This window comes from Treponema sp. OMZ 790, assembly GCF_024181285.1.
Classification (GTDB): Bacteria; Spirochaetota; Spirochaetia; order Treponematales; family Treponemataceae; genus Treponema_B.
This window is the reverse complement of the sequence record NZ_CP051201.1, coordinates 1,189,445-1,216,311: the sequence shown is the minus strand read 5'-3', so window position 1 is coordinate 1,216,311 and position 26,867 is coordinate 1,189,445. Positions and strand designations below refer to the sequence as shown.

At 40.7% G+C, this 26,867-nt stretch carries 22 protein-coding genes and 1 tRNA gene; 19 read left to right on the top strand and 4 right to left on the bottom strand.

Features of this window, described 5'->3' with window-relative positions; translation table 11 throughout:
- The first annotated feature begins 15 nt into the window (after positions 1–15).
- From E4O01_RS05960 to E4O01_RS05945, 4 genes are all read left to right on the top strand, one after another.
- Positions 16–564 carry a hypothetical protein gene (locus E4O01_RS05960; RefSeq protein WP_253694863.1) on the top strand — a complete coding sequence of 183 codons (549 nt, stop codon included), beginning with the start codon at positions 16–18 and terminating at the stop codon, positions 562–564.
- A complete protein-coding gene (locus tag E4O01_RS05955; RefSeq protein ID WP_253694862.1) occupies positions 561–2,144 on the top strand; it encodes a leucine-rich repeat domain-containing protein in 1,584 nt (527 codons plus the stop codon). The genes E4O01_RS05960 and E4O01_RS05955 overlap by 4 nt, the downstream gene beginning before the upstream one ends.
- Before the next feature lie 695 nt (positions 2,145–2,839).
- On the top strand, positions 2,840–3,550 hold the full coding sequence (locus tag E4O01_RS05950; protein WP_253694861.1) for a DNA-binding domain-containing protein: 711 nt from the start codon (positions 2,840–2,842) through the stop codon (positions 3,548–3,550).
- Positions 3,551–3,757: 207 nt separating this feature from the next.
- Positions 3,758–4,711 (top strand): formylglycine-generating enzyme family protein, encoded by a 954-nt coding sequence (locus tag E4O01_RS05945; RefSeq protein ID WP_253694860.1) that lies wholly within the window; start codon positions 3,758–3,760, stop codon positions 4,709–4,711.
- 27 nt (positions 4,712–4,738) lie between these two features.
- Here E4O01_RS05945 and E4O01_RS05940 read toward each other — a convergent pair whose 3' ends face one another.
- Positions 4,739–5,488 carry an Rpn family recombination-promoting nuclease/putative transposase gene (locus E4O01_RS05940; RefSeq protein WP_253694859.1) on the bottom strand — a complete coding sequence of 250 codons (750 nt, stop codon included), beginning with the start codon at positions 5,486–5,488 and terminating at the stop codon, positions 4,739–4,741.
- Positions 5,489–5,686: 198 nt separating this feature from the next.
- Between E4O01_RS05940 and E4O01_RS05935 the strand changes: the two genes are divergently transcribed.
- A complete protein-coding gene (locus tag E4O01_RS05935) occupies positions 5,687–8,938 on the top strand; it encodes an adenylate/guanylate cyclase domain-containing protein (RefSeq protein WP_253694858.1) in 3,252 nt (1,083 codons plus the stop codon).
- 76 nt (positions 8,939–9,014) lie between these two features.
- Positions 9,015–10,457: a lyase family protein gene (locus E4O01_RS05930; RefSeq protein ID WP_253694857.1), complete on the top strand. Its 1,443-nt coding sequence runs from the start codon at positions 9,015–9,017 to the stop codon at positions 10,455–10,457.
- A gap of 20 nt (positions 10,458–10,477) precedes the next feature.
- On the opposite strand, the gene E4O01_RS05925 is transcribed toward E4O01_RS05930, so the two are convergent.
- Positions 10,478–11,629 (bottom strand): CapA family protein, encoded by a 1,152-nt coding sequence (locus E4O01_RS05925; RefSeq protein ID WP_253694856.1) that lies wholly within the window; start codon positions 11,627–11,629, stop codon positions 10,478–10,480.
- A 95-nt stretch (positions 11,630–11,724) separates the two neighbouring features.
- Here E4O01_RS05925 and ppdK point away from each other — a divergent pair, with 95 nt between their 5' ends.
- From ppdK to E4O01_RS05895, 6 genes are all read left to right on the top strand, one after another.
- Complete coding sequence (gene ppdK, locus E4O01_RS05920; RefSeq protein ID WP_253694855.1) at positions 11,725–14,505, top strand: pyruvate, phosphate dikinase; 2,781 nt, start codon at positions 11,725–11,727, stop codon at positions 14,503–14,505.
- An 84-nt stretch (positions 14,506–14,589) separates the two neighbouring features.
- Positions 14,590–14,967 (top strand): chorismate mutase, encoded by a 378-nt coding sequence (aroH, locus tag E4O01_RS05915; protein WP_253694854.1) that lies wholly within the window; start codon positions 14,590–14,592, stop codon positions 14,965–14,967.
- Positions 14,968–15,060: 93 nt separating this feature from the next.
- A tRNA-Glu gene (locus E4O01_RS05910) sits at positions 15,061–15,132 on the top strand.
- A gap of 287 nt (positions 15,133–15,419) precedes the next feature.
- Entirely contained in the window at positions 15,420–16,952 is a 1,533-nt protein-coding gene (rho, locus tag E4O01_RS05905) for a transcription termination factor Rho (protein ID WP_371819638.1), read from the top strand.
- Between the two features lie 36 nt (positions 16,953–16,988).
- Positions 16,989–17,192, top strand: coding sequence for a 50S ribosomal protein L31 (gene rpmE / locus E4O01_RS05900; RefSeq protein ID WP_253678984.1), 204 nt, complete (start codon positions 16,989–16,991; stop codon positions 17,190–17,192).
- A gap of 72 nt (positions 17,193–17,264) precedes the next feature.
- The gene (locus E4O01_RS05895; RefSeq protein ID WP_253694852.1) at positions 17,265–17,708 is read left to right on the top strand and encodes an NfeD family protein; all 444 of its coding nucleotides are present in this window, start codon (positions 17,265–17,267) and stop codon (positions 17,706–17,708) included.
- Positions 17,709–17,742: 34 nt separating this feature from the next.
- Here E4O01_RS05895 and sdaAA read toward each other — a convergent pair whose 3' ends face one another.
- Positions 17,743–18,639, bottom strand: a complete 897-nt coding sequence (gene sdaAA, locus E4O01_RS05890; protein WP_253694851.1) for an L-serine ammonia-lyase, iron-sulfur-dependent, subunit alpha — start codon at positions 18,637–18,639, stop codon at positions 17,743–17,745.
- A gap of 17 nt (positions 18,640–18,656) precedes the next feature.
- Positions 18,657–19,319, bottom strand: a complete 663-nt coding sequence (gene sdaAB, locus E4O01_RS05885; protein WP_253694850.1) for an L-serine ammonia-lyase, iron-sulfur-dependent subunit beta — start codon at positions 19,317–19,319, stop codon at positions 18,657–18,659.
- Between the two features lie 410 nt (positions 19,320–19,729).
- Here sdaAB and E4O01_RS05880 point away from each other — a divergent pair, with 410 nt between their 5' ends.
- The 7 genes from E4O01_RS05880 (at position 19,730) to E4O01_RS05850 (ending at position 26,864) form a co-directional block, all read left to right on the top strand.
- Complete coding sequence (locus tag E4O01_RS05880) at positions 19,730–20,125, top strand: DUF4418 family protein (RefSeq protein ID WP_253694849.1); 396 nt, start codon at positions 19,730–19,732, stop codon at positions 20,123–20,125.
- 35 nt (positions 20,126–20,160) lie between these two features.
- A complete protein-coding gene (locus tag E4O01_RS05875; RefSeq protein ID WP_253694848.1) occupies positions 20,161–20,829 on the top strand; it encodes an ABC transporter ATP-binding protein in 669 nt (222 codons plus the stop codon).
- A 131-nt stretch (positions 20,830–20,960) separates the two neighbouring features.
- Positions 20,961–22,223 carry an FTR1 family iron permease gene (locus tag E4O01_RS05870; protein ID WP_253694847.1) on the top strand — a complete coding sequence of 421 codons (1,263 nt, stop codon included), beginning with the start codon at positions 20,961–20,963 and terminating at the stop codon, positions 22,221–22,223.
- A gap of 42 nt (positions 22,224–22,265) precedes the next feature.
- Entirely contained in the window at positions 22,266–22,889 is a 624-nt protein-coding gene (locus E4O01_RS05865; protein WP_253694846.1) for an iron transporter, read from the top strand.
- 318 nt (positions 22,890–23,207) lie between these two features.
- Complete coding sequence (locus E4O01_RS05860) at positions 23,208–24,239, top strand: Fe-S-containing protein (RefSeq protein WP_253694845.1); 1,032 nt, start codon at positions 23,208–23,210, stop codon at positions 24,237–24,239.
- 175 nt (positions 24,240–24,414) lie between these two features.
- Positions 24,415–25,692: an ABC transporter permease gene (locus tag E4O01_RS05855; protein WP_253695183.1), complete on the top strand. Its 1,278-nt coding sequence runs from the start codon at positions 24,415–24,417 to the stop codon at positions 25,690–25,692.
- Positions 25,693–25,727: 35 nt separating this feature from the next.
- The gene (locus E4O01_RS05850; protein ID WP_253694844.1) at positions 25,728–26,864 is read left to right on the top strand and encodes an ABC transporter permease; all 1,137 of its coding nucleotides are present in this window, start codon (positions 25,728–25,730) and stop codon (positions 26,862–26,864) included.
- The last annotated feature ends 3 nt before the right edge of the window (positions 26,865–26,867 follow it).

The following is a 26,867-nucleotide window of genomic DNA, read 5'->3' as shown; positions in this document are numbered from 1 at the left end:
GTTTGGAGAATTGATGTGAAGAAAAATTATGTAAAAACAGTACTCTGTGTGCCGGTGTTTTTGTGGATTATGGGAGCTTCCGTTCTTTTTGCCCAAGAGGTTGAGGATGAACCTAAGAGAGAAAAAGACGGCCTTCATTGGTCTTTGGGTATTTCGGCGGAAGGGAATATGAATGTACCGAAAGGCTATGCCTTGGGTGCAGGGCTTTACGGGCTTGTTGTATTGCCTGATTGGGTAAAGACCGGCAGGTTTTCAGCCGGTGCAAAGCTCTTGTATTCGACGGGATTTAAAAGATACGGACTTCTTGATACGGCTCTTTTATTCCGCTGGAATTTTTATGATTTTGCAAAGTTTAAAACCTGCGATTCGGGCTTTTTTGTTCAGGCGGAAGGAGGCGTTTCCTTAGGCTGGAACGGAAAGACCGCAAAACCCTTTGTATTCGGTTTGGGAGAAGGAACATTCGGTTACCGCTTTGCAGTAAAAAACTTTTTTATCGAGCCCTATATAAGAGGCGGCTACCCCGTAATCTGGGCTGCCGGAATAAGCGGAGGATTTAGAATATGAAAAAACATAAAGGTAAGATTTTAGTTTTATTTTTGGCGGTACTTTTAGTATCGGTTATGTCTTGTGAAAACCCGTTTTTAAAGAAGATGTTGGTTGAAGAAGAAAAGGGAAAAACCGTACCTGAAAAACCGCATGCCCCCTTTGTCGAAGGCGGCGCCTCGCTCATCTTAAGCCCCGACAAGCTCAACATCCAAGTTAAGGCAGTAACCTCGGACGGTTCCGCCGTAGCTGTAGAAGGCTGTACCGAAACGGAGCTTACAAGCGGCGCCCAAACCGTGCTGCGCGCAAAAGGCACTGTTGTTATCCTCAAAGGCAAGATCACTGAGCTGTACTGCAGCGAAAATCAGCTTACCGAGCTTAACGTGCAGGGCTTAACTGCTTTGAAAACGCTGTCCTGCTGGGGCAATCAGCTCACCGCCCTTAACGTGCAGGGCTTAACCGCTTTGGAATGGCTGTCCTGCTGGGGCAATCAGCTGACCGCCCTTAACGTGCAGGGCTTAACCGCTTTGAAAAAGCTGAACTGCGGCGAAAATCAGCTCACCGCCCTTAACGTGCAGGGCTTAACCGCTTTGGAATGGCTGTACTGCAGCGGCAATCAGCTGACCGCCCTTAACGTGCAGGGCTTAACCGCTTTGGAATGGCTGTCCTGCTGGGGCAATCAGCTGACCGCCCTTAACGTGCAGGGCTTAACCGCTTTGGAACGGCTGTACTGCAGCGGCAATCAGCTGACCGCCCTTAACGTGCAGGGCTTAACTGCTTTGAAAGAGCTGAACTGCGGCGAAAATCAGCTCACCGCCCTTAACGTGCAGGGCTTAACCGCTTTGGAATGGCTGTACTGCAGCGGCAATCAGCTGACCGCTCTTAACGTGCAGGGCTTAACCGCTTTGAAAAAGCTGTACTGCGGAACAAATCAGCTCACCGAACTTAACGTGCAGGGCTTAACCGCTTTGCAAGAGCTGTACTGCGGCGGCAATCAGCTTACCGAGCTTAACGTGCAGGGCTGTACCGCTTTGCAAGGGGTGCACTGCTACGGCAACCGGCTCACCGAACTTAACGTGCAGGGCTTAAACAATTTGCAAAAGCTGGACTGCTACAACAATCAGCTTACCGAGCTTAACGTGCAGGGCTTAACCGTTTTGAAAGAGCTGTACTGCGGCGGCAATCAGCTTACCGAGCTTAACGTGCAGGGCTTAACCGTTTTGAAAGAGCTGTACTGCGGCGGCAATCAGCTTACCGAGCTTAACGTGCAGGGCTGTACCGCTTTGCAAGGGGTGCACTGCTACGGCAACCGGCTCACCGCCCTTAATGTACAGGGCTGCACCGCTTTGCGAACGCTGAACTGCTGGAGCAATCAGCTTAATGCAGACGCATTTAAAAAGCTCTTTGACGATTTACCGGCTCGGCAGGATAGTGATAATGCGAATTGTATTCTTTACACCGAACACACCGGCATTACCGAAGGTAATCACACGGACTTTACCGCTCCGCAAGACTTAAAGGATGCCTTTGATAATGCTAAAAATAACAAGAAGTGGAAGATGTATAAATGGAATGGAAGCTGGCCAGGGGTTGAGATTTAACGCTATGCTCGAACGTTTCGAGCCGTCCTGTTCGAGCCTCTCGAATGCCGTTATACGAATGGCTCGTATCGCCTTATACGAGCCTCTCGTATCGCTCGGATCAGGGGTACTCACTCGCTCGGGTGGGTACCCCACACTCGGACGAGTGGGTACCTCACACTAAGGCGGGTGGGTACCCCACACTAAGGCGGGACACACCCGCAGCGTAATGGTAGGCAGTCTACCAGCATAATGGTGGCCGGTCTACCACGATAATGGTAGACACCCTACCAGCATAATGATGGACTGGCCATCAGCATAATGATAGGCACTCTATCTGCATAATGATGGACAGTACGATACGGTAATATCGGGGTGTCCCCTTTGGCAGCGCGGCAAACAGGATGTTTGCCCAGTATAGTCGTACGAGTTTGCACCGCAAACTCGAAGCTCAAGAATGTACACGGACGTACATTCTTGAGCGGGGGTCTAAGGGGATACCTCCCCTTAAAAAACAACTTTTAGGAGGCAGGTTGAAGCTCACGGCGCAAATGGCACCGCTCGCTTCAACTAGAGTTTTGCGGCAAGCGCAAAACTCTCATCATCGTATGCACGTTCTCACTAACGTTGCGAACGTGCGTAAAAATTGTTCCTCGGCTTTTGATAAAGCCTGCGGGATAATTTTTTGGAGGCAGGTTTATTTTTAGGAGGAAACTATGTTAAAGTATTCACTACGCGAAAACTTACTCACCCCTGCGCCGGACGACTACATGGCGCAGGCGCAGGACGTGCGCTCGTACACCCTTGACGAGATTATCGACCTTATGATGGACAAAGGCACCACCCTTACACGGGCCGACATTGCGGCAACCCTGCAAGTCTACGGCGAAGTGTGCGCCGCGCTCATCGCCGACGGCTCGGCCGTCAACACCCCGCTTATGAACACCTCTCTAAGCATATCGGGCACCTTTAACGGGGCAGCCGACAGCTTCGACAAAAAACGGCACACCGTGCACTTAAACCTTTCGGCAGGCACCCTGCTTAAAGAAGCCGTAGGTAAAATCAAGTGCGAAAAGGTCGAAGCCGCCGACACCAACCCCTACATTACCGAAGTTACCGACATCGTATCGGGCAAGGTAAACGAAGTACTGACCGCAGGCGGCGTTGTCCAACTGGTAGGTTCCCGGCTCAAGTTTGACCCGAAAGATACGGCTCAAGGCATCTTCTTCGTCCCCGAAACGGGAGAAGCCGTCCGAGCTGCCGTCATCGCCGAAAACAAACCCGCCCGCCTCATGGCAATAATCCCTGCGGACTTGCCGGCAGGCAGCTGGTACATCGAGGTAAGAACGAAGTATGCCAACGCTACAAAACAGCTTAAAACGCTAAAATCAGGCAGATTCGGCAAAGCTCTTACCCGAAGTTCATAGAGTAACACAGATTTACCCTATAAGGTAATACCGGTTTACCGCATAAGGTAACACCGGCTTACCTTATAGGGTAAGCCGCACTTACCGCATAAGGATATGGATAATGGATATATGGGTAATTGGTAGTGAGGAATGATTAAGTGGTAATGGGCAATTACACATTACCAATTAAACATTGATTACACATTAAACTACAAATTAGATTAAATGAAACAATTTAAATTAACGGCTATAGCAGTATTGCTATCGGCAATTATGATGATGATACTTTTCTCTACCTGTCTCAATGCCGGACAAGGCAAGGGCGTCGAAACAAATCGGGCCGTACCTTCCGATAAAACCTATGCGGTCGGCAGTGTCAGATTTACAATGAAAAACATCCCCGCCGTAACAGACGGTATGGTGGGACATAACGATTACTGCGACAAAAACAAACCTCACGCGGTGAGTTTAAGTGCCTACCTGATAGGCGAAACGGAAGTAACGCAGGAGCTGTGGGAAGCTGTAATGGGCAGTAGACCTAGCGGCTTTAACGGAACTTCCGGTAAAGAAGCCGATCCCGCAGAGAGCCAAGAAAAGCGGCCCGTGGAGAATGTAAGCTGGTATGATTGTATAGCCTTTTGTAATGAACTGACGAAAAAGGCATCCGATTTGGGAGAAGCCGAATGTGTATATTACCTAAAAGATAATGCCGCTAAAGTATACACTATAGCCCATGCAAATGCAAAAAAAGAACCCGGTATGGACATGAGCAAAAAAGGTTTCCGCTTGCCGACAGAGGCTGAATGGGAGTGGGCTGCAAAGTGCGGCGTTGCCGGAAAATGGGCAGGAACCGATGAGGTAAGCAAACTTATAAACTATGCGTGGTACCGCAATAACAGCAATGATAAAACGCACGAAGTCAAGAAAAAAGCGCCTAACGGCTATGGGCTTTACGACATGAGCGGTAATGTTTGGGAATGGTGTTGGGACAGGGATCGGGCTTTACCTGAACGGTTGCCTGCGGACTATGCAGGTGCCGGTTCCGGCTCTTACCGCATCATTCGAGGCGGCAGCTGGCGCAACGGCATTAACTATGTCTCCCGTGCCTGCCGGGGCAACGGCTATCCCGATCTTCGCGACAGCGATATCGGCTTGCGTGTGGCTAAGTCCAAGAATTGAAATTCTGTCAATAAGCCCTTTATTCAACTACAATTTTTCTATTTCGGATTCGGAAAGTCCTGTTATTTCTTTAATTAAGACTGTATCAAAGTTTTTTAACTTCATAAGTTTTGCGGTTTCCCTTTTTGCATTGTCCTTAATATCCATTTCAAAAGTAGATAATAATCTGTATTCTTGTCTTGCCTGTTCGTTTTGTTTTACTGTTTGTATCATTTCTTCTATCCCCCTTGTAAATTCATTATTCGCTTTACCTGTTTTAAGGTATGTTAAAAAATCTTTTAATTCTTTGTCCTCAGTGTTTTTAAAAGCTTCTGCATTTATTATAACCTTTTTCATTCCGTCTTGTAAAGATGTATTTTTGTCCTCTATACAAATGTTTTCAAAGGTATAAACAGATTTATTTTTACCTATAACATCAAATAAACAGATAAAAATTATAAAGCTGTCATTTAAGTTATTATAGGAATTTCCTTTATCCAAAAAAGAAATGTCCAGGGCCGCTTGGTAAAATCTCATTCTTTTAGGTATATTCCTTTCATTGCTTACCTGCATTTCCACATCATAAAATTTACCGTTTTCTGCTTGCACCAAAACATCAAATCGTACGGATTTTGCCTGTTCATAGGTGTTAATACTGTGCTGAACCGAAACATACGCAATTTTACCTATTGTGTCGGATAAGATCATTTCAATAAGTTTTGTACACAATTTTGGATTTTGCATAACTTTACAAAACATAAAATCATCCGTAAATGTTAAATCTTCAAATCTTTTCATTTTTTCTCCCTTTATTTTATATTGTATTATAAGCCTAGACTTTAGGCAATATTATATTTAAAAAAATAAGTAGTTTTTCTTTGTATTTGCATATATAGTGTATTCCTCCATAGTTCCTCATAAAATTTGACATTTTCAACATTTTGCATTGAATAAACTACCTGTTTTATGATACAATTAGCTTCGGAGGTTGCAGTAATGGTTAAGTGTATTGGACGGGTAATTATGCAAAAAAAAGTATTATGTATTTTGATGACTGTTTTTACAATGCTTTCGGCAGCAACCGAAATTTCTTTTGGCAATTTGGCTTCATCGGTACAAACATTTTGGTCTGACGAAAAAAGCGGATTACCGTCAAACAGGATAATGGATATTTTGCAGGACAGTACCGGTTATATCTGGCTGGCTTCTTATGACGGCCTTATGAGATTTGACGGAAATAACTATACCGAATTTACTGCTGAGGAATACGGCTTTTTTGGACTTGCTCCGCGTACATTGTATGAGGATGCAGAAGGAACTATTTGGATAGGCACAAATTCTACCGGACTATATTCATATAAAAACAAACAATTTAAAGAATACGGACTTGAAAGCGGTCTTTCCAATCTTTCGGTACGTGCAATCAAAGTAGACAGAAACAATGTGATGTGGGTCGGTACTGCCGGCGGACTATTTCGGCGTACACCTGACGGATATTTTGAACATATAGACGAAAGCGACAAGAATATAGGCATTGTCTCTTTTATTATGCCTGTAGATGATAAAATTTTTGTAGGAGCCAACATAAAAGGTCTTACAGTTATTCAAAACGGCAAAATAATAAACCTTCCGTATTTGCAGGAAATAAAAGATTATACATTTTCGTCAGCTTATGACGATACCGACGGTACTCTTTGGTTCGGTACACTCAATGGAAAAATTATCAAGATAAAAAACGACTCTATACAAGAAGTTATAGAGATAGAAAACCTTGACGGTACCGGTATAAACCGTTTTTTGCGAACCATAGACGGTAATATGTATATTGCCACTAATAAGGGAATTATAACTCTCCAAGACAAAAAGGCCGAATTCTTCTCCGAAGAAAACGGTTTACCTAACAATATTGTCTCTTGTTTATGTGTAGATTTTGAAGAAAACCTTTGGGCAGGTATGGAACGAGGCGGTTTGGTAAAATTCAGCAAGGGGCGTTTTGTCGACCTTGCCAGTGCAGAATCCCTGCCTCCTTCCGCTTCAAATTCCGTTTTGGAAGATAAGGATAAAAATATATGGATAGCCAAGGATGACGGCGTTGTATGTTTAAAAAGCTCTTCACTTTCTAAAAAGCGTTCCGATGACATCGACCGTCTTATTAAAATGACTGAGGGTAACCGTGTCAGGCAAATAAGGGAAGAAGCTGACGGTTCTTTATATTTTTCTACCTATTCGGATAAGGGGCTCCTTATTTTTTTTAAGGACGGCAGCATAAAAAGCATTTCAAAAAAAGAAGGTCTTGCAGGTAATCGGGTTCGCTTTACAATGCGCAGTTCAAACGGTCTTTTGTGGATAGGAACTACATCAGCTCCGGCTGTTTATTATAATGGCGTAGTGACGAATATCACCGAAGCCGACGGTCTATCAAACCTGTATACCCTGTGTGCAATGGAAAGCAGGAAGGGTACTATCTGGTTCGGTACTAATGGAAGCGGTGCAGCGGAACTTAATGTTTCTATTTCTGAAGATAGACCTAAAATTAAAGTGGAGCGCCTTTTTACAAAAGAAGAAGGCTTTAACGGTAATATCGTTTTCCGTATTGTTGAAGACAAGGATGGAAATATATGGTTTTGCACAGGCGACGGTTTAATCCTTTATAAAGACGGAAATTTTTACGATGCAAATACTGCAATATGTCAAAAGACGCTCAGCGTGTACAACGCCCTATACGACAGTCAGGATAACCTTTGGCTTGTAACACCTAAGGAACTTATTTTGGTTAAAGCTCAAAAATTCTTACAGGCCGTCTTAAACAGGCATCCTGCCGAGGGGCTTGTCCGCTATAACAGACTTGACGGTCTTACAGGACAGCTATCGGCAAATGCCTGGGCTCATGTAACCGATAAAAATACCGTATACATTCCGACATTAAAAGGGGTTGCAGTTTGCGATCCGTCTTATTATGTTACAAATAAACATTCTCCTCCTGTCGTTATAGAAAACGTTATTTTGGACGGTCATGATTTTGATTTGGAAGAAAATAACTTTACAATAAAAGCTCAGGTTAAGCGTATTCTTTTTAAATTTACGGCCCTCAGTTTTACCATACCCGAAAGGGTTCGTTTTGAATACAAACTGGAAGGTTACGATGAAGAATGGAAGTCCTCAGGAACAACTCGCGAAATAGCTTACACAAATCTTTCTCCGGGACAATATGTTTTCAGGGTAAGAGCCGCCAATAATGACGGAATTATAAACGAAAACGGTACAGGTATAGAATTTTATAAAGAGCCTTTTTTCTATCAGACAATTTGGTTTTATCTTGTTCTAACTCTTTTTATAGGCAGTCTTGTTTTTTCGGTTGTGCAAATAAGGATTAGATCATTAAAACGAAGGGCTAAGGAGCTTGACAAAAAGGTAAAAGAGAAGACTAAAGAGTTGGCTGAAGAAAAAGAAAAAAGCGATAAACTTTTAAGAAACACCTTACCTCTTCCCATTATAGACGAGTTAATCGAAACCGGAACTTCAAAGCCGAAAGTTTATTCTGCCGTGAGCGTCTTATTTGCCGATCTTGTTAATTTTACAAAATGGTCAAGTACCAACTCACCCGAAACCGTTATTTCTGAGTTAAACAATATATTCACTCATTTTGACCGCATTATGGATAAATTCGGCTGTGAAAGGATTAAGACTTTGGGAGACGGCTACATGGCTTGCTGCGGTTTTAGGGGAGAAGAAGATCACGCTTTTCGTTTGGTAGATGCTGCGATTGAAATGCTCTCTGTGCTTGAATCCATCAACAAAAAAAATAAGTCTTATTTTCAGGTAAAGATAGGCATAGATTCGGGAAAGATAACGGGAGGTATCGTTGGTGTTCATAAGTATGTTTTCGATATTTTCGGAGATGTAGTAAACACTACCTTTAGGCTTGAATCGGCAACGGCCCCCATGGCTTGTACCGTTTCCGAAAAGACGGCTGAAATAATAGGCGATCGCTATTCTCTTTTTAAACGTCCCGTACGGGAGTTAAAAGGAAAGGGAAATGTAACAAGTTACTATGTACGTTATAAAAATACAGATACTATAAAAGATTTTGCAGAACTTAAAGACTTATACGAAAAACTGATGCAGGCTTTTAAGGCAAAAGACTTTGACGGCTGCCGTAATCTGGTTAATCTTTTTGACACAACAGTTTTGGAACCTGAAATGGCGAACAATATTAGGCAGATAGAAAGAGTGCTGCCTGCCGACTAAAGTGATATAAGAAAGATAAACGGGCATCTTTTTGAACCGCTTGACTAAACATCTTCTTTAAGTCATTATGTTAGGCATGGAAACAAGAAGCATTTTTAAAAACATCTCACCGATAGATCATCGTTATTCTCTTCCGCAAGGAGGACTTTATGATGAGCTTTCGGTTTTTTTATCTGAAGAAGCAGGTATCGTTTATTGCGCCATGGCAGAAATGGCCCTTGTAAAGGCCCATCTTAAAATTGCGGAAGAAAAGAAAAGCTCTTTACTTCCTAAGTTGAGCAGCGAGTTGGAAAAAACCTTGGACGATATTGCCTTAAATATAGATCCTTCCGAAGTCTACGAAGAAGAACATAAAACTCAGCACAATATAAGGGCCTTGGTAAATGTCCTAAAGAAAAAGGTACCTGAAGCAACGGCCCCCTTGGTTCACCTTGGGGCTACCAGTGCCGACATCCTTGACACGGCATTTTCTATGAGGATAAGGGATGCTGTCGTAAAGGTGATAATTCCTCTTTTAAAGAAAACCGAAATCTTACTTTGCGATATAGCCGAAAGGGAAGCTGAAACACCTCAGGTCGGGCGAACTCACGGTCAGCACGCCGTTCCTATTACCTTCGGTTATGCAGTTTCCGAATATGTAGCCCGCTTAGGTAAGTCTATTTTAAGGCTGGAAGAGCTTGTAAAAGATTTACGCGGAAAATTTGCCGGAGCTGTCGGCGCTTATAATGCGGCTTCTTTAATAGTTTCCGACCCGATGAAATTCGAAAAAATCTATCTTGATTATCTCGGTTTAAAGCCCTCAGAATATTCTCATCAGCTTGTAGAACCCGAATACATGCTCCGCCTCCTTCTTGAAGCAAATATTGCCTTCGGCATAATTGCAAACCTTGCAGACGATTTACGCAATCTGCAAAGAACCGAGATAGGGGAGGTTTTTGAACACTTTAGTGCAACTCAGGTAGGTTCTTCGACCATGCCTCAAAAACGGAACCCTTGGAACTCTGAACACGTAAAAAGCTTGTGGAAGACCTTTTCTCCTCGCGTGATGAGTTTTTATATGGATCAAATCTCTGAGCATCAAAGAGACCTATCTAACTCTGCAAGCCAGAGGTTTATTGCCGATTATTTAACCGGACTTTCCTTGGCCTTTAACCGTATGAATTCCATTTTAAAGGGCTTACAGGCCGATAGAGAAAACATGCTTAAAAACCTTTTACAGGGCGGCGGAAGAGTAAGGGGAGGAGTTATGGCTGAGCCCGCCTACATTCTTTTAGCAGAATGCGGTGTTTCAGATGCTCACGAGGTAATACGCAAAATTACCCTTGCTGCCGAAAATCAAAAGTTAAGTTTTTATGAAGCCTTAAAAGCCGAAGAAAAGGTCTTTGCCCTTGTTACGGAAAGATTAAAGGAACTTAACTTTGATAAGCCCGAAGAGTTTTTTGCAAACCCCGAACGCTACAGAGGCCTTGCAAACGTAAAGGCAAAGGCCTTGGCCGAAAAGTACAAGAGCCTCATGTAAAAATTATTACTTTAAGCTTTTTATTTTAGCTTAGGTAAATAGGCCTTCATAAGTTCAAGGCGTTTAAGATAATAGACCCTTTCTTTTTCTGAGAGGGTCTCGATCCATTCTTTTGTAAAGCGTTTTATAACCGGAGCGTCTTTTTCGTTGTAGTTTGTAATCAAAACAGGCTTTGCTTCCATTTCGCTCTGCAAGATTCCGTCAATCTTTTTTAGTTTTAACTGCATTATTATTGAGTCGCCCGTATATTCCCTGTAATATGCAGGATCTGCATAGTTTACCTTCCATCTTTGTCCCGAAATAAAATTCCCCATCGAGTACATAAAAAAAACATTTTTATTAGATTCCGTCTCGGCAAATTCCCAATCCTGTAAAACATGGGGATGATGAGCCCAAACTATATCTACTCCTGCATCGGCTAGGGCTTTAAACCATGTTTTTTTGCTTTTTAAAACATTAAGGCCGTATTCCGCCTCGTTTAGATGAAGAGAAAGAATAAATATATCGCAAGGGGTTTCTTCTCTCATTTTTTTTATGGATAAAAGAAGTTTTTCTCTTCCTGACTTTGTGGGTTCCGAATAATAAAGCCGCTGCTTTGATTTACCGTGAGAGTTGACAAGCTCAGTTATGGATAAAAACAAGATCTTCCAGTCTTTTTTTTCTATTAAGACAGGTTTAAAATCCTCATCCTCTTTATTTTTTAAGCCCGAAGAAAAAAGTTCTTTATCTTTGTACTCTTCTTTTAAAGCAGCAAAACTTTTGATAGTTCCGTCTATTCCTTTAATTCCCTGATCATTGGTGTGATTATTGGCAAAAGCAAAGACATCAAATCCCCCGTCAATTGCCGCTTTTAGGTAATCCCTGTGGATATTAAAAGAAGGAAAGGTTGAATAAGGCCTTTCTTCACAAACCGGAGTTTCTACATTCCCGAAAGTCAAGTCATCGTTTAAAAGGATGTCTTTGATATCATCATAAATTCGATTATAGTCCTTCATTTTAAAATTGACATCATGAGCCATGATATCGCCTGAAAAGCTTAAAATAAGCTCGTTTATATCTTCTTTATTTTTCGATAAGTTTGATTTAAAAATTCCCGTGGAATTACAGGAATTTAAAACAAAGAGAGCGGCTGCAATAAATAAAATCAAATAAGAGTTAATAATTTTTTTCATAATTACTATGATTATACATTGACAATTGATATTATACAAGATACAATGTACAAGTATATTGTAATAATTGTTCAATGTTCAAGGAGGACAATGCAATGGCAAAGTCAAAATACGTGTATTTTTTTGGCAGAGGTAGCGCTGAAGGTAATGGTACAATGAAGGATGTACTGGGAGGCAAGGGTGCCGGTTTGGCCGAAATGACGGCTATAGGGCTTCCTGTTCCTGCGGGGTTTACTATTACAACCGAGGTTTGCGAAGAGTATTATAAAAATAACAGAAAGTATCCTGTCGAACTAAAAGCTCAAGTCGAATCTTATCTTTCAAAGCTGGAAAAAATTACCGGAAAAAAACTGGGGGACAAAAAAGATCCTCTTTTAGTTTCGGTTAGGTCAGGTGCCCCCGTTTCGATGCCCGGAATGATGGAGACGATTTTAAATTTGGGTCTCAATGATCAATCGGTTCAAGGCTTGGCCGAAAAGACGGGGAATTTGAGGTTTGCTCTGGATGCTTATCGAAGATTTATTTTGATGTACGGTTCTACAGCGATGAATATTGAACGGGAAAAATTCGATAAAATACTTGATGATGTAAAAGAAAAAAGAACAAAAAAACGTCTTGGTCTTGCTCAATCAGCAAAGGTTTCCGATACCGATGTAAATGAGCCCGAATTGCAGGAAGTTATCGATAGATCTAAAAAACTCTACGAAAAAGAGATAAAAGCTCCCTTCCCTCAAGAGCCTATAAAGCAGCTCTGGGGCGCTATCGGAGCCGTATTCGGTTCTTGGATGTCCGATAAGGCCGTTACTTACCGAAGGGTTGAAAACATTGTAGGAATCAGAGGAACTGCTGTAAACGTTATGCAGATGGTATTCGGAAACAAAGGAGATAATTCGGGAACCGGTGTTTGCTTTACGCGCGACCCGAATTCCGGTAAAAACGACTTTTACGGTGAGTATCTTTTTAATGCTCAAGGAGAGGACGTTGTTGCAGGAATAAGAACTCCCATTAAGCTTGATGTGTTTGCTAAAAAAGATCCGGCTGCTTATAAAAAACTTTGCAATGCCCGCAAAATTCTCGAAAAACATTATAAAGATATGCAGGATATGGAATTCACCGTTGAGGAAGGAGAACTATACATGCTCCAATGCCGAACCGGTAAGAGGCTTCCTGCAGCCGCCTTCCAAATGGCTGTAGATATGGTTGAAGAAAAACTTATAACCAAGGAAGAAGCCGTTACCCGTATCAAGGCTTCGGATATTGAAGGTGTTTTTTACAAGGCTTTGGATTATTCTAAGACTTCCGATTTAAAAGCTGCCCACCTTGTTGACGGTATTCCTGCTGTTCCGGGAGCTGCATGCGGTATAATTTGCCTTTCGGCAGAGGCTGCTGAAGCTGCTGCAAAGGACGGGAAAAAAGCCGTTTTAGTCCGCCATGAAACAAGCCCCGAAGATGTAGGCGGTATGCATGCTGCCGAGGGTATTTTAACCGCAACAGGCGGAAAAACAAGCCATGCAGCTGTAGTTGCACGCGGCTGGGGAAAATGCTGTATAGTAGGCTGTGAGCAGTTAAGAATTGATTATGAGAAAAAACAAGTTACATCTAAAGGAATCGTCTTAAAAGAAGGTGATTATATTACCTTGGACGGTTCAAAGGGAGCTGTTTACAAGGGCGAGTTACCCTTGATTACTCCCAAGCCTCCTGCAGCCTATAAAAAAATCATGGAATGGGTTGATCAAATCCGCAAAATAAAGGTAAGAACAAATGCCGATACTCCTGAAGATGCAAAGATTGCTATCGGTCACGGTGCCCAAGGTATAGGCCTTTGCCGAACCGAGCACATGTTCTTTAGCGATGAGAGCAGGATACAGGCAATCCGTGAGATGATTATTGCCGAAAATAAGGAAGCAAGAGAAAAGGCTCTAAAAAAACTTCTTCCTTATCAGACAAAAGACTTTGAAGGTATCTTTAAGGCTATGAACGGCTATCCCGTAACAATCCGCTTGATTGACCCGCCCTTACATGAATTTGTTCCTCATGACAAAGAAGGTCAGCAAAAGTTAGCCGAAAAGCTTAATATAAGTTTTGCAAGCGTTAAAAACCGCGTAGACCAGCTTACCGAAGCAAACCCGATGTTGGGACACAGGGGCTGCCGTTTGAGCATTACCTATCCTGAAATTCTTGAGATGCAGGTTACGGCCATTATCAATGCCGCCTGCACCGTTCAAAAGAAGGGAATTGCAGTTCTACCCGAAATAATGATTCCTCTTACAATCGATGCAAAAGAATTTAAGATTTTGGAGAAGAGGATTCGGGCAGTAGCAGACGATATTATTGAGAAAAAAGCCAAGGATAAAAAGCTTAAGTATATGGTCGGTACTATGATTGAAACTCCCAGAGCCGCTTTACATGCCGACAGAATAGCAGAACATGCAGAATTTTTCTCTTTCGGTACAAACGACCTTACACAGATGACCATAGGTATAAGCCGTGATGATGCCGGAAAATTCTTACCTGAATATGTCGACGAAAATAAGGCCGGAGTATTTAAGGCTGATCCTTTCCAATCCTTGGATCAAGAAGGTGTAGGTCTCTTGGTAGCTTCTGCCATTCAAAAGGGAAGGGAAGTTAAAAAGAATTTGGAAATAGGTGTATGCGGCGAACACGGAGGAGACTTAAATTCGGTTAAGTTTTTCTGTAAGGCAGGAATGGATTATGTTTCAGCCTCACCCTTACGGGTTCCTATAGCAAGACTTGCTGCAGCTCAGGCTGAAGTTGAAGCTTCAAAAGCTAAAAGTCCTGCTAAAAAAACCGGCGCAAAGGCCCAAGTAAAGAAGGCTCAAGCCAAAACTTCTTTAAAGAATACTTCAAAAAAATAAGCTTAGTTTGCACTGCACTTTTTGTGCAGTGCAATTTTATTTTTTTATTCTGAAAAAAATCTTCAAAATTATAGAAATTAAACCATGAGTATTTTTAAACGATTAAAAGCCGTAAGGGGGGCTGTTTGTTGTGAAGATACCGAAGAGAGTATATCTGAAGCAGTCAAGAACCTTTACGAAATTATTTTAAAGAAAAATTTTCTTTTTGAAAAAGATATAGTTTCAATACAATTTACCGTTACCGATGATATTAAATCATTAAATCCTGCCGCAGCTTTAAGAAAAAAAGGTTTTGCCGAATCGGTACCTTTATTTTGTTCTGCAGAACCTTGTGTAAAAGGCTCTTTGCCTAAAACCATAAGAATTTTAATTTATTTTTATTCGCGGATAAGACCCTTTCATGTTTACATTGGAGGAGCTGAAGTTTTACGTCCCGATTTAGCGGGAAATACCGATAAATAAAAATAATTTTTAAATTTTTACTTGACATAATTATAAAAATATGATATATTTCATTCTCGTCAGCGCATTGCATCTGCAACGAGCTTTGACCTTGTCTCCTTCGTCTAGTGGTTAGGACATCGGGTTTTCATCCCGACAACAGGGGTTCAATTCCCCTAGGAGATGGATACCCTCGATTTGATCGAGGGTATTTTTTTAGTAATCTTAAAGCTAAAAAAGCTTTTACTTGACAAAACAACATAAATTTGTTAAACTAAAAATCTATTCGATAAGTAACAATTAATCATTTTTGCATATCTTTTTCGGTTCCCCAAACCGGATACTGAATTTTAGAATGTATGTTAAGTTACAAAGCGTAGGAGAAAAATCCGATGACAATAAGAAAAAGAAAAACTTTGCCGCAAGCTTCCGAGGAAACCTTGTTTGATACCGGGGTTGTCAGCTCAGATGAGATGCAGGCAGAAACCCGGACAAATGAAATTCACTCTGATGTAGAACAGGCAACGATCGAACAGACCAGAGATTCTATTGATGAGACATTTGAAAAAAAGGTTGTAATCCGTTCACGGGGACGCAAAAAAGCAGAAAGTTCTCAGGATGAAGCTGAAGTCAAACCTGCAAAAAAAACAAGCCTGACTGCAAAAAAGCGCGTACCAAAAGATGTTCAAGAAGAAAAAGAAGAAATCCCGCCCGTATCTGATCCTTCATTTAAAATTATTATAAACGATCTCACAAAGATGCGTATGCACGATTTGAGGGATATGGCCATAAAATACGGTGTACCCGAAGATGAGCTTTCGTTAATGAAAAAACAGGATGTGATTTATCATATCCTTAAAAATCATACCAATCAGGGCGGTACTATTTTCGCCTCAGGTTCTTTAGAAACACTTCCTGACGGATACGGTTTTTTGCGTTCTCCGCAAAACAGCTACTTAACCGGAACCGATGACGTTTATGTTTCTCCCAGCCAGATAAGGCTTTTTAATCTTAAAACGGGAGATACGGTTTACGGTCAAATCCGCTCTCCAAAAGAAGGGGAAAGGTATTTTGCCCTTTTAAGAGTTGAGACGGTTAACTTTGATGAGCCTGCAAAGTCTCAGCGTCGCATTCCCTTTGATAACCTGACTCCTCTTTATCCGAGGGAAAAACTAAATCTTGAAACTACAACTCAAGAAATTTCTACCCGCATCATGAATCTTTTTTGCCCGATAGGAAAGGGGCAGCGAGGCTTGATTGTAGCTCCTCCTCGTACAGGAAAAACTATAATGCTTCAAAAGATAGCTAATGCAATCACGGCAAATCATCCTGAAGTTTATCTCATAGTTCTTTTAATAGATGAGAGGCCTGAAGAGGTTACCGACATGGAGCGGACTGTAAATGCAGAGGTTATTTCTTCTACCTTCGATGAACAGGCAACCCGCCACGTTCAAGTTGCGGAAATGGTTCTTGAAAAGGCTAAACGCCTTGTTGAACACAAAAGGGATGTCGTTATTCTTTTAGACTCAATCACCCGTTTGGCGCGAGCCTATAACCAGACAATGCCTACCTCAGGCAAGGTATTATCCGGAGGTGTGGATTCAAACTCTCTTCATAAGCCCAAACGCTTTTTCGGTGCTGCAAGAAATATAGAAGAGGGCGGAAGCTTGACCATCATTGCTACAGCTCTTATTGAAACGGGAAGCAAGATGGACGAGGTTATATTTGAAGAATTTAAGGGAACGGGCAACATGGAAGTAAACTTAGACAGAAAACTTTCAGATCGCCGCTTATTCCCTGCTATCAATATAAAACGCTCCGGAACTCGAAAAGAAGAACTCTTACTAACGGAAGCGGAAATGCAGCTTATGTGGATATTGCGCAAATTCATCAGCTCAATGGATGATGCCGATATTATCGAATTCTTAATAGATAAAATGAATAAGAGTAAGAATAATGAGGCCTTCTTAAAATCAATGAATGCCGGTCTTGCACAAAAAGACTAAATATTGTATATTATAACACTACCTTGGGAGGTTTGTATGAGAAAAGATATTCATCCGAAATATGAAGAAACAACCATTACTTGTGCTTGCGGTAACGTAATAAATACACGTTCCACAGTAAAAGATATCAAGGTTGAAATCTGCTCACAGTGTCATCCTTTTTTCACAGGAAAGCAAAAACTTGTTGACACTGCAGGAAGAATTGATCGCTTTAAGAAACGATACAATATTAAAGACTGATTGTCTTTATAAGCTAAGCACGGGATTTCTCGTGCTTATGCTTTTTTCCGGAAAGTTTTTATGGAGGTAGTTATGGCGTGGTGGTCAATCTGGCTTTTAGCCGGAGTTCTGTGTATTGGCTTGGAGCTTATAATTCCCGGTCTTGTTATTATATTTTTTGGATTTGGTGCTGTTTTTACTTCTGCACTTACACTGATTCCTTTTATTAACGAAGCTCTATGGCTTCAAATCATAATATTCATAATATGTTCCGTTCTTTCTTTAGTTTTTTTACGTAAAAAATTTACCCCGATTTTTAAGGGAACCGTTTTTTATCCGGATAAAAAAAGCGATAAATATATTGAAGAACTTGCAGATGTTGTAGAAACTGTTTTTCATAATAAAGAAGGCAGAATAAAATATAAGGGTACAACATGGAGCGCCCGATCTCTTTCCGGAGAAATTCCCCAAGGAGAAGTTGTGAGGGTTTTAAGAAGAGAGGGGCTCACTTATATTGTTGAAAAGGTTGAAAAATAACCTTTACTCTTAAAAAAAAATTAAAGATATCCTTTTACAGTTTTTTTCCGAATATTTCTTTTTGAAGTTTTTTGCCTGTGGCTGTACAGGCGAGGCCGCCTTCAGCTGTTTCCCTTAAAGAAGAGGGCATGGAGTCTCCGACTTTTTTCATGGCTATTATAACCTCGTCTACGGGGATGGCGCTTTTTATTCCGGCTAGGGCAAGTTCTGCTGCCGTAAAAGCAAGGCTTACGCCTGAGGCATTCCGTTTTACACAAGGCACTTCAACCAAGCCTGCTACGGGGTCGCATACGAGGCCTAGGATACATTTAATTGCAATGGCCGTTGCATGCCCTACCATTTCAGGAGTTCCGCCGCACATCTCTACGATAGCCCCTGCTGCCATTGCAGAAGCCGAGCCGCATTCTGCTTGACAACCGCCCTCAGCTCCCGAAATAGAAGCCGTATTGGCTATAACCATGCCGATAGCTCCGGCCGTAAAAAGAGACATAACGGCGTCTTCTTTTTTTACATCCTTTGTTTTGAGGACTGCCCCAATTGCACCCGGAAGAATACCGCAGGAGCCTGCTGTTGGGGCTGCGACTATTTTTCCCATTGAGGCGTTTAATTCCGAAACAGCCATAGCCATTCTTATGCCGTTTGCAAGGAGGGGGCCGCAGAGGGCCTTGCCGTTTTCTGCTCTTTCATATATTTTATAGGCATCGCCTCCCGTAAGACCGCTTGTCGAGCGGATATCGGGGTTTGTTCCTTTTTCGATAGCTTCAAGCATTACATTCAAATGCTCTTGCATTCTTTCAAAGCAGTGTTCTTTAGTTTCTTCAAGAACCGTGCACTGATCTTCCAAAATAATATCCGAAATTCTTAAAGATTTTTCGGCTGCCTGCTGTATCAGGTCTTCTATTTTTTTATACTCTATTGTTTTTGCGTTCATTGTCTATCCTTTTAAAATTATACCGGTTGAATTAAAATTACATTATTGATGTGATCTATTTGTAAAATATCTTCCTTTAATTCGGGACCGACGCTTAAACCGTCCATCTGAAGGCACATTGTGGCAGTTCCGCCTCGGTAATCCCGTCCGATATGAATTTGAGATATGTTTATCTTGTATTTTGCGGTTACGCTTGTTATTGCAGCTATTCTTCCCGGAATGTCCTGATATTCTACTACCAGTGTAGGACTTTTACCGCTTAGTTCTACAGGTTTTCCGTTTATTTTTGTAATTACAATATTCCCGCCCCCTATAGACGAACCTTGAACGGAAAGTTCTTTTCCGTCAATACCCGTAACTTCAATCAGGGCGGTATTGGGATGTGCATTCGGAATATCTATAGATTCAAAAGAAATGTCCAAGCCTTGCTCTTTTGCAAGGGTGAGGCTGTTTCTGATACGCTCATTTTCAGGCTTCATCCCCATAATGCCTGCTGCAATTGCCCTGTCTGTACCGTGTCCCTTATAGGTGTAGGCAAAAGAACCGTGCAGGAAAACCCTTGCTTTTACCGCAGGTTCTGCAAGAAGAACCCTTGCTAAATATCCTATTCTGACGGCTCCTGCTGTGTGTGAACTGGAAGGTCCTATCATAACGGGGCCTATAATATCGAAAATATCCATAATGGCGTATTATATAAAAAAAAATTGCTGAGGTCAATATGAGGGTCAGGGCAAACGCATCATAGTTTTATCTTCGCAAAAAACATAGGCTGTTCAACCCGCCTTTCGCCGCTATGCGGCTGCAAGAGGGGTATTCCCAGCCTATTTTTTTGCTATTTTATTTACCCTCATGATGCGTTTGCCCTTTTTTTGAAAAATGTGCGAAATTTTGTTAAAAATTTCGCACAGTAAAGAAGGTAACCGCTTCATAAACATTCTGGTGCGGTTGCCCTGATATGAGGGTATATATAAAAACAAGAGTTAAATTATAAAAAAAGTAAAATTTATGTAATATTCTGTTGACATTTTTTTTGATGTGTTTATTATAATTTAAGATAATATTTTAAATTTTCTATATCAGGAGAAAAAAAATGAAAAGATATATATTTAGTGCTCTCATTATTATAATCGGTTTATTGGTTTTATTCGCTCCATTCGGCTTTGCCCATGTATGCCCTCCAAAGGACGGAGGCGGTTTTATGAAATGCCATTGGATGGGAGAAGCCGTAAGACTTTTGGGCGGCTTGATTGCCTTATCAGGGTTTGCTTTTTTTATCTGTAAAAAATCCCGTTTCGGAATATCCGTTTATAATATCGGAATCGGAGGCTGCCTTATTTTACTTCAAACCCTTGTTATAGGCACTTGTGCACACTCTCACATGACTTGTAATATGTATACAAAGCCTGTAGTTATTTTATTGGCTATTGCTTTAATGGCAGTAAGTGCAGTTTATGTTTTTCTTTCACGCAAAGAAAAATGCGAATAAACTAATCGAGTAAACTAATATAATAAAGGAAACTTATGCTTTTAAAAACAAAATCTCTTTCAAAAGCCTTCACCAGAGGTAAGACTCCTTTTTTTGCCGTAAAAAATGTCGATTTTACGATTGATGCTTCGGATTTTGTATTTATTGTCGGCCGTTCCGGTTCGGGTAAAACCACTTTTTTGAACTTGGTATCCGGTATTTTAAACCCTTCTGAGGGACAGGTTTTGTTTGAAGGTAAGAATCTTGCTTCGATGAGCGATGCCGAGAAGAGCTTTTACCGTAATGAGTCGATAGGTTTTGTTCCTCAATTTTTAGGCTATCTACCTAATCTTTCGGTTTTTGACAATGTACGCGTTCCCTTTTTTTTGTTTAATCGTGACGGTGACAGTGAAGGAAGGGCTTTAAGCCTCTTGGACTTGATGGATATTGCTCATTTAAAAGATGAGATGCCCCAAAATTTATCCGGAGGAGAAATGAAAAGAATGTTAATTGCAAGGGCTCTTATGAATTCTCCTAAATTGCTTATCGCCGACGAGCCTACGGCAAATCTTGACAGGGAAACATCTGAGACGGTTATGAACCTTCTCAGGGAGGTAAATAAATTGGGTACCGCCGTTTTAATTGTAACCCATGATTCCGGAATATTAAATGAAGATTGTACCATTTATAGGATGGAAGCCGGAGAATTGAGCGGAGGACGGTGATTTTCTTGTAACCGGGGTATGTAAATTAAAAAAAAATAACAAAAACATGTAAGTCAGACTTGACATTGTTTTTTTGACTTGATATACTTTAGATAGATTTTGTTAATTATGGTTACAAAATTGGAGTTAATATGTTAAATAAAAGTTATAAAAAGATTTCATTCCTCTTGATTTTTTCTCTTTGCCTTTTTTCTCTTTTTGCAAAAGAAAAAGAAGATTTAAGCTCTTGGACAAAAATAGTCGAAAAAATGGAAATCCATCTAAACAATGCTTACGAATTATATACACAGGGAAAAGCAAAGGAAGCCTATGATGAGGTAAATGCCGCATATTTTAGATATTACGAATCTAAGGGAATGGAAAAAATAACGATGAGTTATCTTTCCGGAGCGCGTAAAACGGCTGTCGAAAATGCTTTCTATGAATACAGAAAAAATGTAAAAAACGATACTGACAGTGAAATGATAAAAGCTCATAAGGATGCTCTTATTGCAATGCTCTATCATGATGCAGCAGAGTTGGACGGCACTTCAAATAACAAGGGCGGAAGCGGAAAATCTGCCGCTGTTGCGACCTTTATTTCATGTTTTGTGCTTGTGCTGCGTGAAGGCTTGGAAGCGATTTTGGTTATAGCGGCTATTATTGCCTATCTTGTAAAAACCGGAAAAAAGAAGTATATCTCTTCCGTTTATATAGGAGCTCTTGCAGGTATATTGATAAGCATTGTGCTTGCCTTTTTATTCGGGCTATTGGCAGGAGCGCAAAGCGGTATAGCTCAAGAAATTTTTGAAGGCATCGGTATGTTTGTTGCCGTAATAGTTTTATTTTACGTAAGCAACTGGATGATTTCAAAGTCCGAAACGGAAGCTTGGGAAAGATACATTCAAAAGAAGGTTGAATCTTCCGTATCTACCGGCAATAAATGGGTTTTGATCTTTGCTGCCTTTATTGCTGTTGCAAGGGAAGGAGCTGAGCTTATTTTGTTCTTCCAAGGAGTTCCCGTTCAAGGTGCAAGCGGCCAAAGAGCGATGATTTTAGCCGTTGTATTATCGGCAGTAATTTTAATTGCTGTCTTCCTTGCTTTTAGATTTTTAAGCGTAAAGCTGCCTTTGAAGCCCTTTTTTACGGTAACAAGTATTTTGATGTACATACTTTGCTTTTCGTTTACCGGAAAAGGAGTTTCGGAATTGCAGGCTGCCGGAGTTGTAGGTAAAACCATAATCCCGTGGATGCAAAACTTTGAGTTGGATTTTTTAGGCATATATGCAACCTATGAAAGTTTGATACCTCAAATAATTGTTTTAATTACGATTATCGTTTTTTCGAGCTTATATGTCAAAAAAAATAAAAAGATTCTTGCCGAATTAAAAAAGAAAGAAGAAGGCAAAGAATAATTAATTTGGGCCAAAAAAATTAAATATAAAGGAGAGTTTTAAATGAAAAAAACTTTATCTTGTATTTTTGCATTGCTTGCAATTGCTTTTGTAATTACATCATGCGAAAAGAAACCGGCAGATCAGGGCATGACAGCTGCTCCTGCCGCAGACAAAATGGCAGCTCCTACACCCGAAGCAGAAGGTGCTGCAGGATTTGACGAGTTCCCCATCGGCGATGAGCAGGATGCAGGAATATTAACGGTTGCAGGTGTTTATTTTCAGCCTGTAGATATGGAACCTGCCGGTAACAGCTTATCTAAGAATGAAGCTGACTGCCACATGGAAGCCGATATTGCAGCTAATGACAAAGGCGCTGCATTGGGGTACGGAAAAGGCGACTTTGTTCCTTACCTCCATGTTAAGGCTTACATCCAAAAAGTAGGTTCTTCAAAGGTACAGGAAGTTGCATTTATGCCGATGAACGCCAGTGACGGACCTCACTATGGTGCTAACGTAAAATTTGAAGAAGGCTTAGGTAAGTACAATATCAAATTTGAAATTAAAGCACCGGGAAATGATTATCTTATCCATGTCGATAAAGAAACAGGTGTTACCGGACGCTTCTGGACGGAACCCATCGTTGTTGAATGGAAAGATTTTGAATGGACAGGACCTCAGTGGTAAACCTGTTCGAAAAGTAGTATAGTTTAATACTAAATACTCTTCATAATCGGTAACCGCCGCGGCTTTAGCTTCGGTGGTTACTTTTGGCGTTTTTGGAGGTGCATCATTTTAAAATTTTATATAAGGGTTATTGAAGCCGGCATTGGCTTTGCCTTAGTCCTTGCAGTAGTTTTTGCTTCTTTTAGAACCCAAAGACCCGAAAAAAAAAGATATATTATTCTATTCGGTATACTTACAGGATTTATCGGCAGTATTGTTTCTGCAATATTGAGATCGATTCCTAATTACATAAACAGAACCAATTTTGCATTTTGGTCGATGATTCCCGTCAGTATCTTCTTTTTAATTTTAATTGTTCTTTTATTGTTCAAAGCAAAAACTTCGTTCGTGTATGAAAATATTTTTAGTACAGCCGTTTTTTTATATACGGCCTCAACAATATTTTATTATCTTCCCGTTATAATAACTCTTTCGACAACCTTGGTTAATTACGGTGAAAGTGCCGTAAGCACCCTTGTTCTATACAGACTTATAGGCTACTTACTTGGAATAGTTTTTATTATTCTTGCAAGTCTTTCGATTTATAAAACCTTGATAAAACTATCCGATATCGAATTAAAAGTTACCGTAACAGCCTCTCTTTGTATTTTCGGAATAACTCAAATTGTCGTGATTATACAACGCCTGTATTCTTTAAGGATAATTCCGCGGAATGATTTTATTTTTTGGTTTATTGCAACAGTGGTAAATAACGGAAACTTTTTTATATTTGCAGTTATTGTGTTTATAATGTTTGCTCCGATTCTTTTATGGAAAAAAAATATTAAAATTACCGAAGCATATAATAATAATGCCGAATTAAGAAAGATAAAAGCAAAAAAACGGAATGCAAAAAGATGGGCTCGATTTTCTTTAAGCCTTTTATTGATTTCGATTTTTTCTTTATCCGTTTTACGTTTTTATGTGGATAGGGAAGTTCCCTTATCTCCGCCTGAAAATTATACAATCGAAGACGGTATGGCTGTTATTTCTTTAGAACAGCTGGAGGACGATAAACTTCACCGCTATGAATATATAACGGAAGAAGGAATCAGTATGCGCTTTATTGCCATAAAAAAAAGTGAAGGTGCGTATGGGGTAGGTCTTGATGCCTGCGATATCTGCGGCCCCAGCGGTTATTTTGAAAGGAATAATGAAGTAATATGCAAACTTTGCGATGTAGTTATGAATAAGGCTACCATAGGTTTTCCCGGAGGATGTAATCCTGTTCCGATTCCTTATATTGTGCATGCCGGGAATATCAAAATAAAAATATCCGACCTTGAGTCTGAGGCTCATCGTTTTAAATAAGATAGGAGATATGATAAACGGCTCGGCAGGAATTCCGCCTCACTGTTTATCTTCGAGTTTTGTGCAAAGCACAAAACATCGTGTTATTATATGTAGTTTTGCAAGAGCAAAACTACTTGAAAAAACTTTTTTCGGAAGCTCAGGCTTCCTGCAAAAAGTTTTTATAGGAGATGTTATGTTTTGGAGAATGATAGCCGGCTCCCTTTTTAGGCAAAAAGGAAAAATGGTAATGATAGCTTTTACGATTGCCTTAGGAGCAAGCCTTTCAACTTCTATGCTTAACACAATGCTGGGTGTAGGAGATAAGGTAAACCAAGAACTTAAAACCTATGGAGCCAATATTAATGTTGCTCATAAGGAATCTTCTCTTTTAGATGATATTTACGGGGAAGAATCCGGAAATACAAAAAAATTTTTAAAAGAAGATGAATTGTATAAGATTAAAACCATATTTTGGGCGTACAATATTGTCGATTATGCGCCTTTTTTAAATGTGCAAGTTGACTATGAGGGGGCGGATAAGCCTGTCCGCTTGTCTGGTACATGGTTCGATTTTACGATAGACTTGCATACCGGGCAGGAGGTTATAACCGGAATAAGAAGAATGCGTACCTGGTGGGAGGTAAACGGAAATTGGGTTTCGGATGATGATAATTCTTCCTGTATGGTAGGAAGTCTTTTTGCCGGAAGAAACAATATTAGGGTAGGGGATGAGATAAAACTGACAAGCGCCGCAGCCTCTAAAACCTTAAAGGTCTCTGCAATCTTTAATTCGGGAAGCAATGAAGATGAGGTAATTTTTACTACCTTGCATACGGCACAAGAATTTTTAGGAAAGACAAATGTTTGTGAAAGCATCGAGGTAAGTGCCTTGACAACTCCCGACAATGATTTGGCAAGAAAGGCTGCAAGAAGCCCTTTAAGTCTAACGATAAAGGAAATGGAAATATGGTATTGTACCGCCTATGTAAGCAGCATTTGTTATCAGATTCAGGAAGTTATAACCGATGCGGTTGCAAAGCCGATAAGACAGGTGGCCGAATCGGAAGGGGCTATTTTAAATAAAACAACCATGCTCATGCTTTTAATTACGATTTTAAGTTTGATAGCTTCGGCCCTAGGTATTTCAAACTTGGTAACGGCAAGTGTTATGGATAGAAGGGCCGAAATCGGTTTAAAAAAAGCTATCGGGGCAAGCAATATTGCAGTTACCGTTTCGGTTTTAACCGAGGTTATGGTGATAGGAATTATCGGAGGCTCTGCCGGATATTTTATAGGTTTGGGCTTAACACAGATAATAGGCCGAAGCGTTTTCGGTTCTGCAATTCCTCCGGCTCCAATGGTCATTCCTATTGTGGTGCTTATTATTTTTTTGATTACCCTTTTGGGAAGTCTTCCGTCGGTAAAATATTTATTAAAACTAAACCCCACAGAAGTTTTACACGGAAAATAAGAGTCCGCGTTTAAGGTTTAAGGAGTTTTTAAGATATGACTAAAAATAAGATGTATTTTAAAATGATAATAAGTTCTTTAGTACGGCGCCGCTCAAGAATGCTGGTAGCCTTGCTGGCTATTGCAATCGGCTCAACCGTTTTATCGGGCTTATTGACTATTTATTACGACATTCCGCGGCAGATGGGAACTGTGTTCCGCTCATACGGAGCGAATATGATATTTCTTCCTTCCGAAAGCGATACAAAAATAAGCAAAGAGCAAATCGATAAAATAAAAAAAGAAATAGAATCGGAAAAACTTGTAGGCTTTGCTCCTTATATCTATAAACCTGCAAAGGTAAACGAGCAGCCCTATATGATAGCCGCAACCAATCTTATAAATGCAAAGAACAATAGTCCCTATTGGCTTGTACGCGGACAATGGCCTAACGAAAAAAAAGAAGTTTTAATCGGCCATGAAATAAGCAAGGCTATAGGTTTATCCGTAGGAGATAATTTTATTGTAAACACTCCTAAGCCTGACGGCGATGTAACCGTAAACGAGTTCAAGGTTTCAGGCATCGTTACTACCGGAGGCGTTGAAGAAGAGTTTATCTTTATGAGTCTTGAAGATATAAAAAATATTATAGGCTATAACGATGTCTTCGATGTAATTGAATGCAGTATTGACGGAAACAGGGAATATCTTAATTTGATTGCCGAAAAAGTTTTAAAAAATGCTGAAGGTATTACCCCCCGTCTTGTTAAGCGTGTTACCGAATCGCAGGATACGGTTTTAAGTAAACTACAAGCCCTTGTTTGGATTGTTACAATCATTGTTTTATTTTTGACTATGATATGTGTAACTACAACCATGATGGCAGTGGTAGTTGAACGGCGAAAAGAAATCGGTTTAAAAAAAGCCTTAGGCGCTTCCAATAAAAGTGTTGTTATAGATTTTTTGGGAGAAGCTGTTATGCTCGGTCTTATGGGCGGTATTTTGGGAGTTGGGCTCGGCTACTTATTTGCAAATAATGTAAGTATAAGCGTCTTTGCAAGAGAGGTTTCCTTTCCTTTAAGACTGGCTCCCTTTACCGTTATTTCTTCCATAGTCATCACCATTGTTTCTTCCCTCTTTCCCGTAAGGGCAACTGTGGATGTGGATCCGGCTCTTGTTTTGCGCGGAGAATAATCT

Coding starts and splice junctions, on each gene's coding strand:
- E4O01_RS05940 (WP_253694859.1), bottom strand. CDS start 5,488: ATGAAAAGATTTGAAGATTTAACATTTACGGATGATTTTATGTTTTGT.
- aroH (WP_253694854.1), top strand. CDS start 14,590: ATGAGTATTTTTAAACGATTAAAAGCCGTAAGGGGGGCTGTTTGTTGT.
- E4O01_RS05955 (WP_253694862.1), top strand. CDS start 561: ATGAAAAAACATAAAGGTAAGATTTTAGTTTTATTTTTGGCGGTACTT.
- sdaAB (WP_253694850.1), bottom strand. CDS start 19,319: ATGGATATTTTCGATATTATAGGCCCCGTTATGATAGGACCTTCCAGT.
- E4O01_RS05930 (WP_253694857.1), top strand. CDS start 9,015: ATGGAAACAAGAAGCATTTTTAAAAACATCTCACCGATAGATCATCGT.
- E4O01_RS05880 (WP_253694849.1), top strand. CDS start 19,730: ATGAAAAGATATATATTTAGTGCTCTCATTATTATAATCGGTTTATTG.
- E4O01_RS05870 (WP_253694847.1), top strand. CDS start 20,961: ATGTTAAATAAAAGTTATAAAAAGATTTCATTCCTCTTGATTTTTTCT.
- rho (WP_371819638.1), top strand. CDS start 15,420: ATGCAGGCAGAAACCCGGACAAATGAAATTCACTCTGATGTAGAACAG.
- E4O01_RS05875 (WP_253694848.1), top strand. CDS start 20,161: ATGCTTTTAAAAACAAAATCTCTTTCAAAAGCCTTCACCAGAGGTAAG.
- E4O01_RS05925 (WP_253694856.1), bottom strand. CDS start 11,629: ATGAAAAAAATTATTAACTCTTATTTGATTTTATTTATTGCAGCCGCT.
- E4O01_RS05855 (WP_253695183.1), top strand. CDS start 24,415: ATGTTTTGGAGAATGATAGCCGGCTCCCTTTTTAGGCAAAAAGGAAAA.
- E4O01_RS05860 (WP_253694845.1), top strand. CDS start 23,208: ATGATTCCCGTCAGTATCTTCTTTTTAATTTTAATTGTTCTTTTATTG.
- E4O01_RS05850 (WP_253694844.1), top strand. CDS start 25,728: ATGACTAAAAATAAGATGTATTTTAAAATGATAATAAGTTCTTTAGTA.
- sdaAA (WP_253694851.1), bottom strand. CDS start 18,639: ATGAACGCAAAAACAATAGAGTATAAAAAAATAGAAGACCTGATACAG.
- E4O01_RS05935 (WP_253694858.1), top strand. CDS start 5,687: ATGGTTAAGTGTATTGGACGGGTAATTATGCAAAAAAAAGTATTATGT.
- ppdK (WP_253694855.1), top strand. CDS start 11,725: ATGGCAAAGTCAAAATACGTGTATTTTTTTGGCAGAGGTAGCGCTGAA.
- E4O01_RS05865 (WP_253694846.1), top strand. CDS start 22,266: ATGAAAAAAACTTTATCTTGTATTTTTGCATTGCTTGCAATTGCTTTT.
- E4O01_RS05895 (WP_253694852.1), top strand. CDS start 17,265: ATGGCGTGGTGGTCAATCTGGCTTTTAGCCGGAGTTCTGTGTATTGGC.
- E4O01_RS05945 (WP_253694860.1), top strand. CDS start 3,758: ATGAAACAATTTAAATTAACGGCTATAGCAGTATTGCTATCGGCAATT.
- rpmE (WP_253678984.1), top strand. CDS start 16,989: ATGAGAAAAGATATTCATCCGAAATATGAAGAAACAACCATTACTTGT.
- E4O01_RS05950 (WP_253694861.1), top strand. CDS start 2,840: ATGTTAAAGTATTCACTACGCGAAAACTTACTCACCCCTGCGCCGGAC.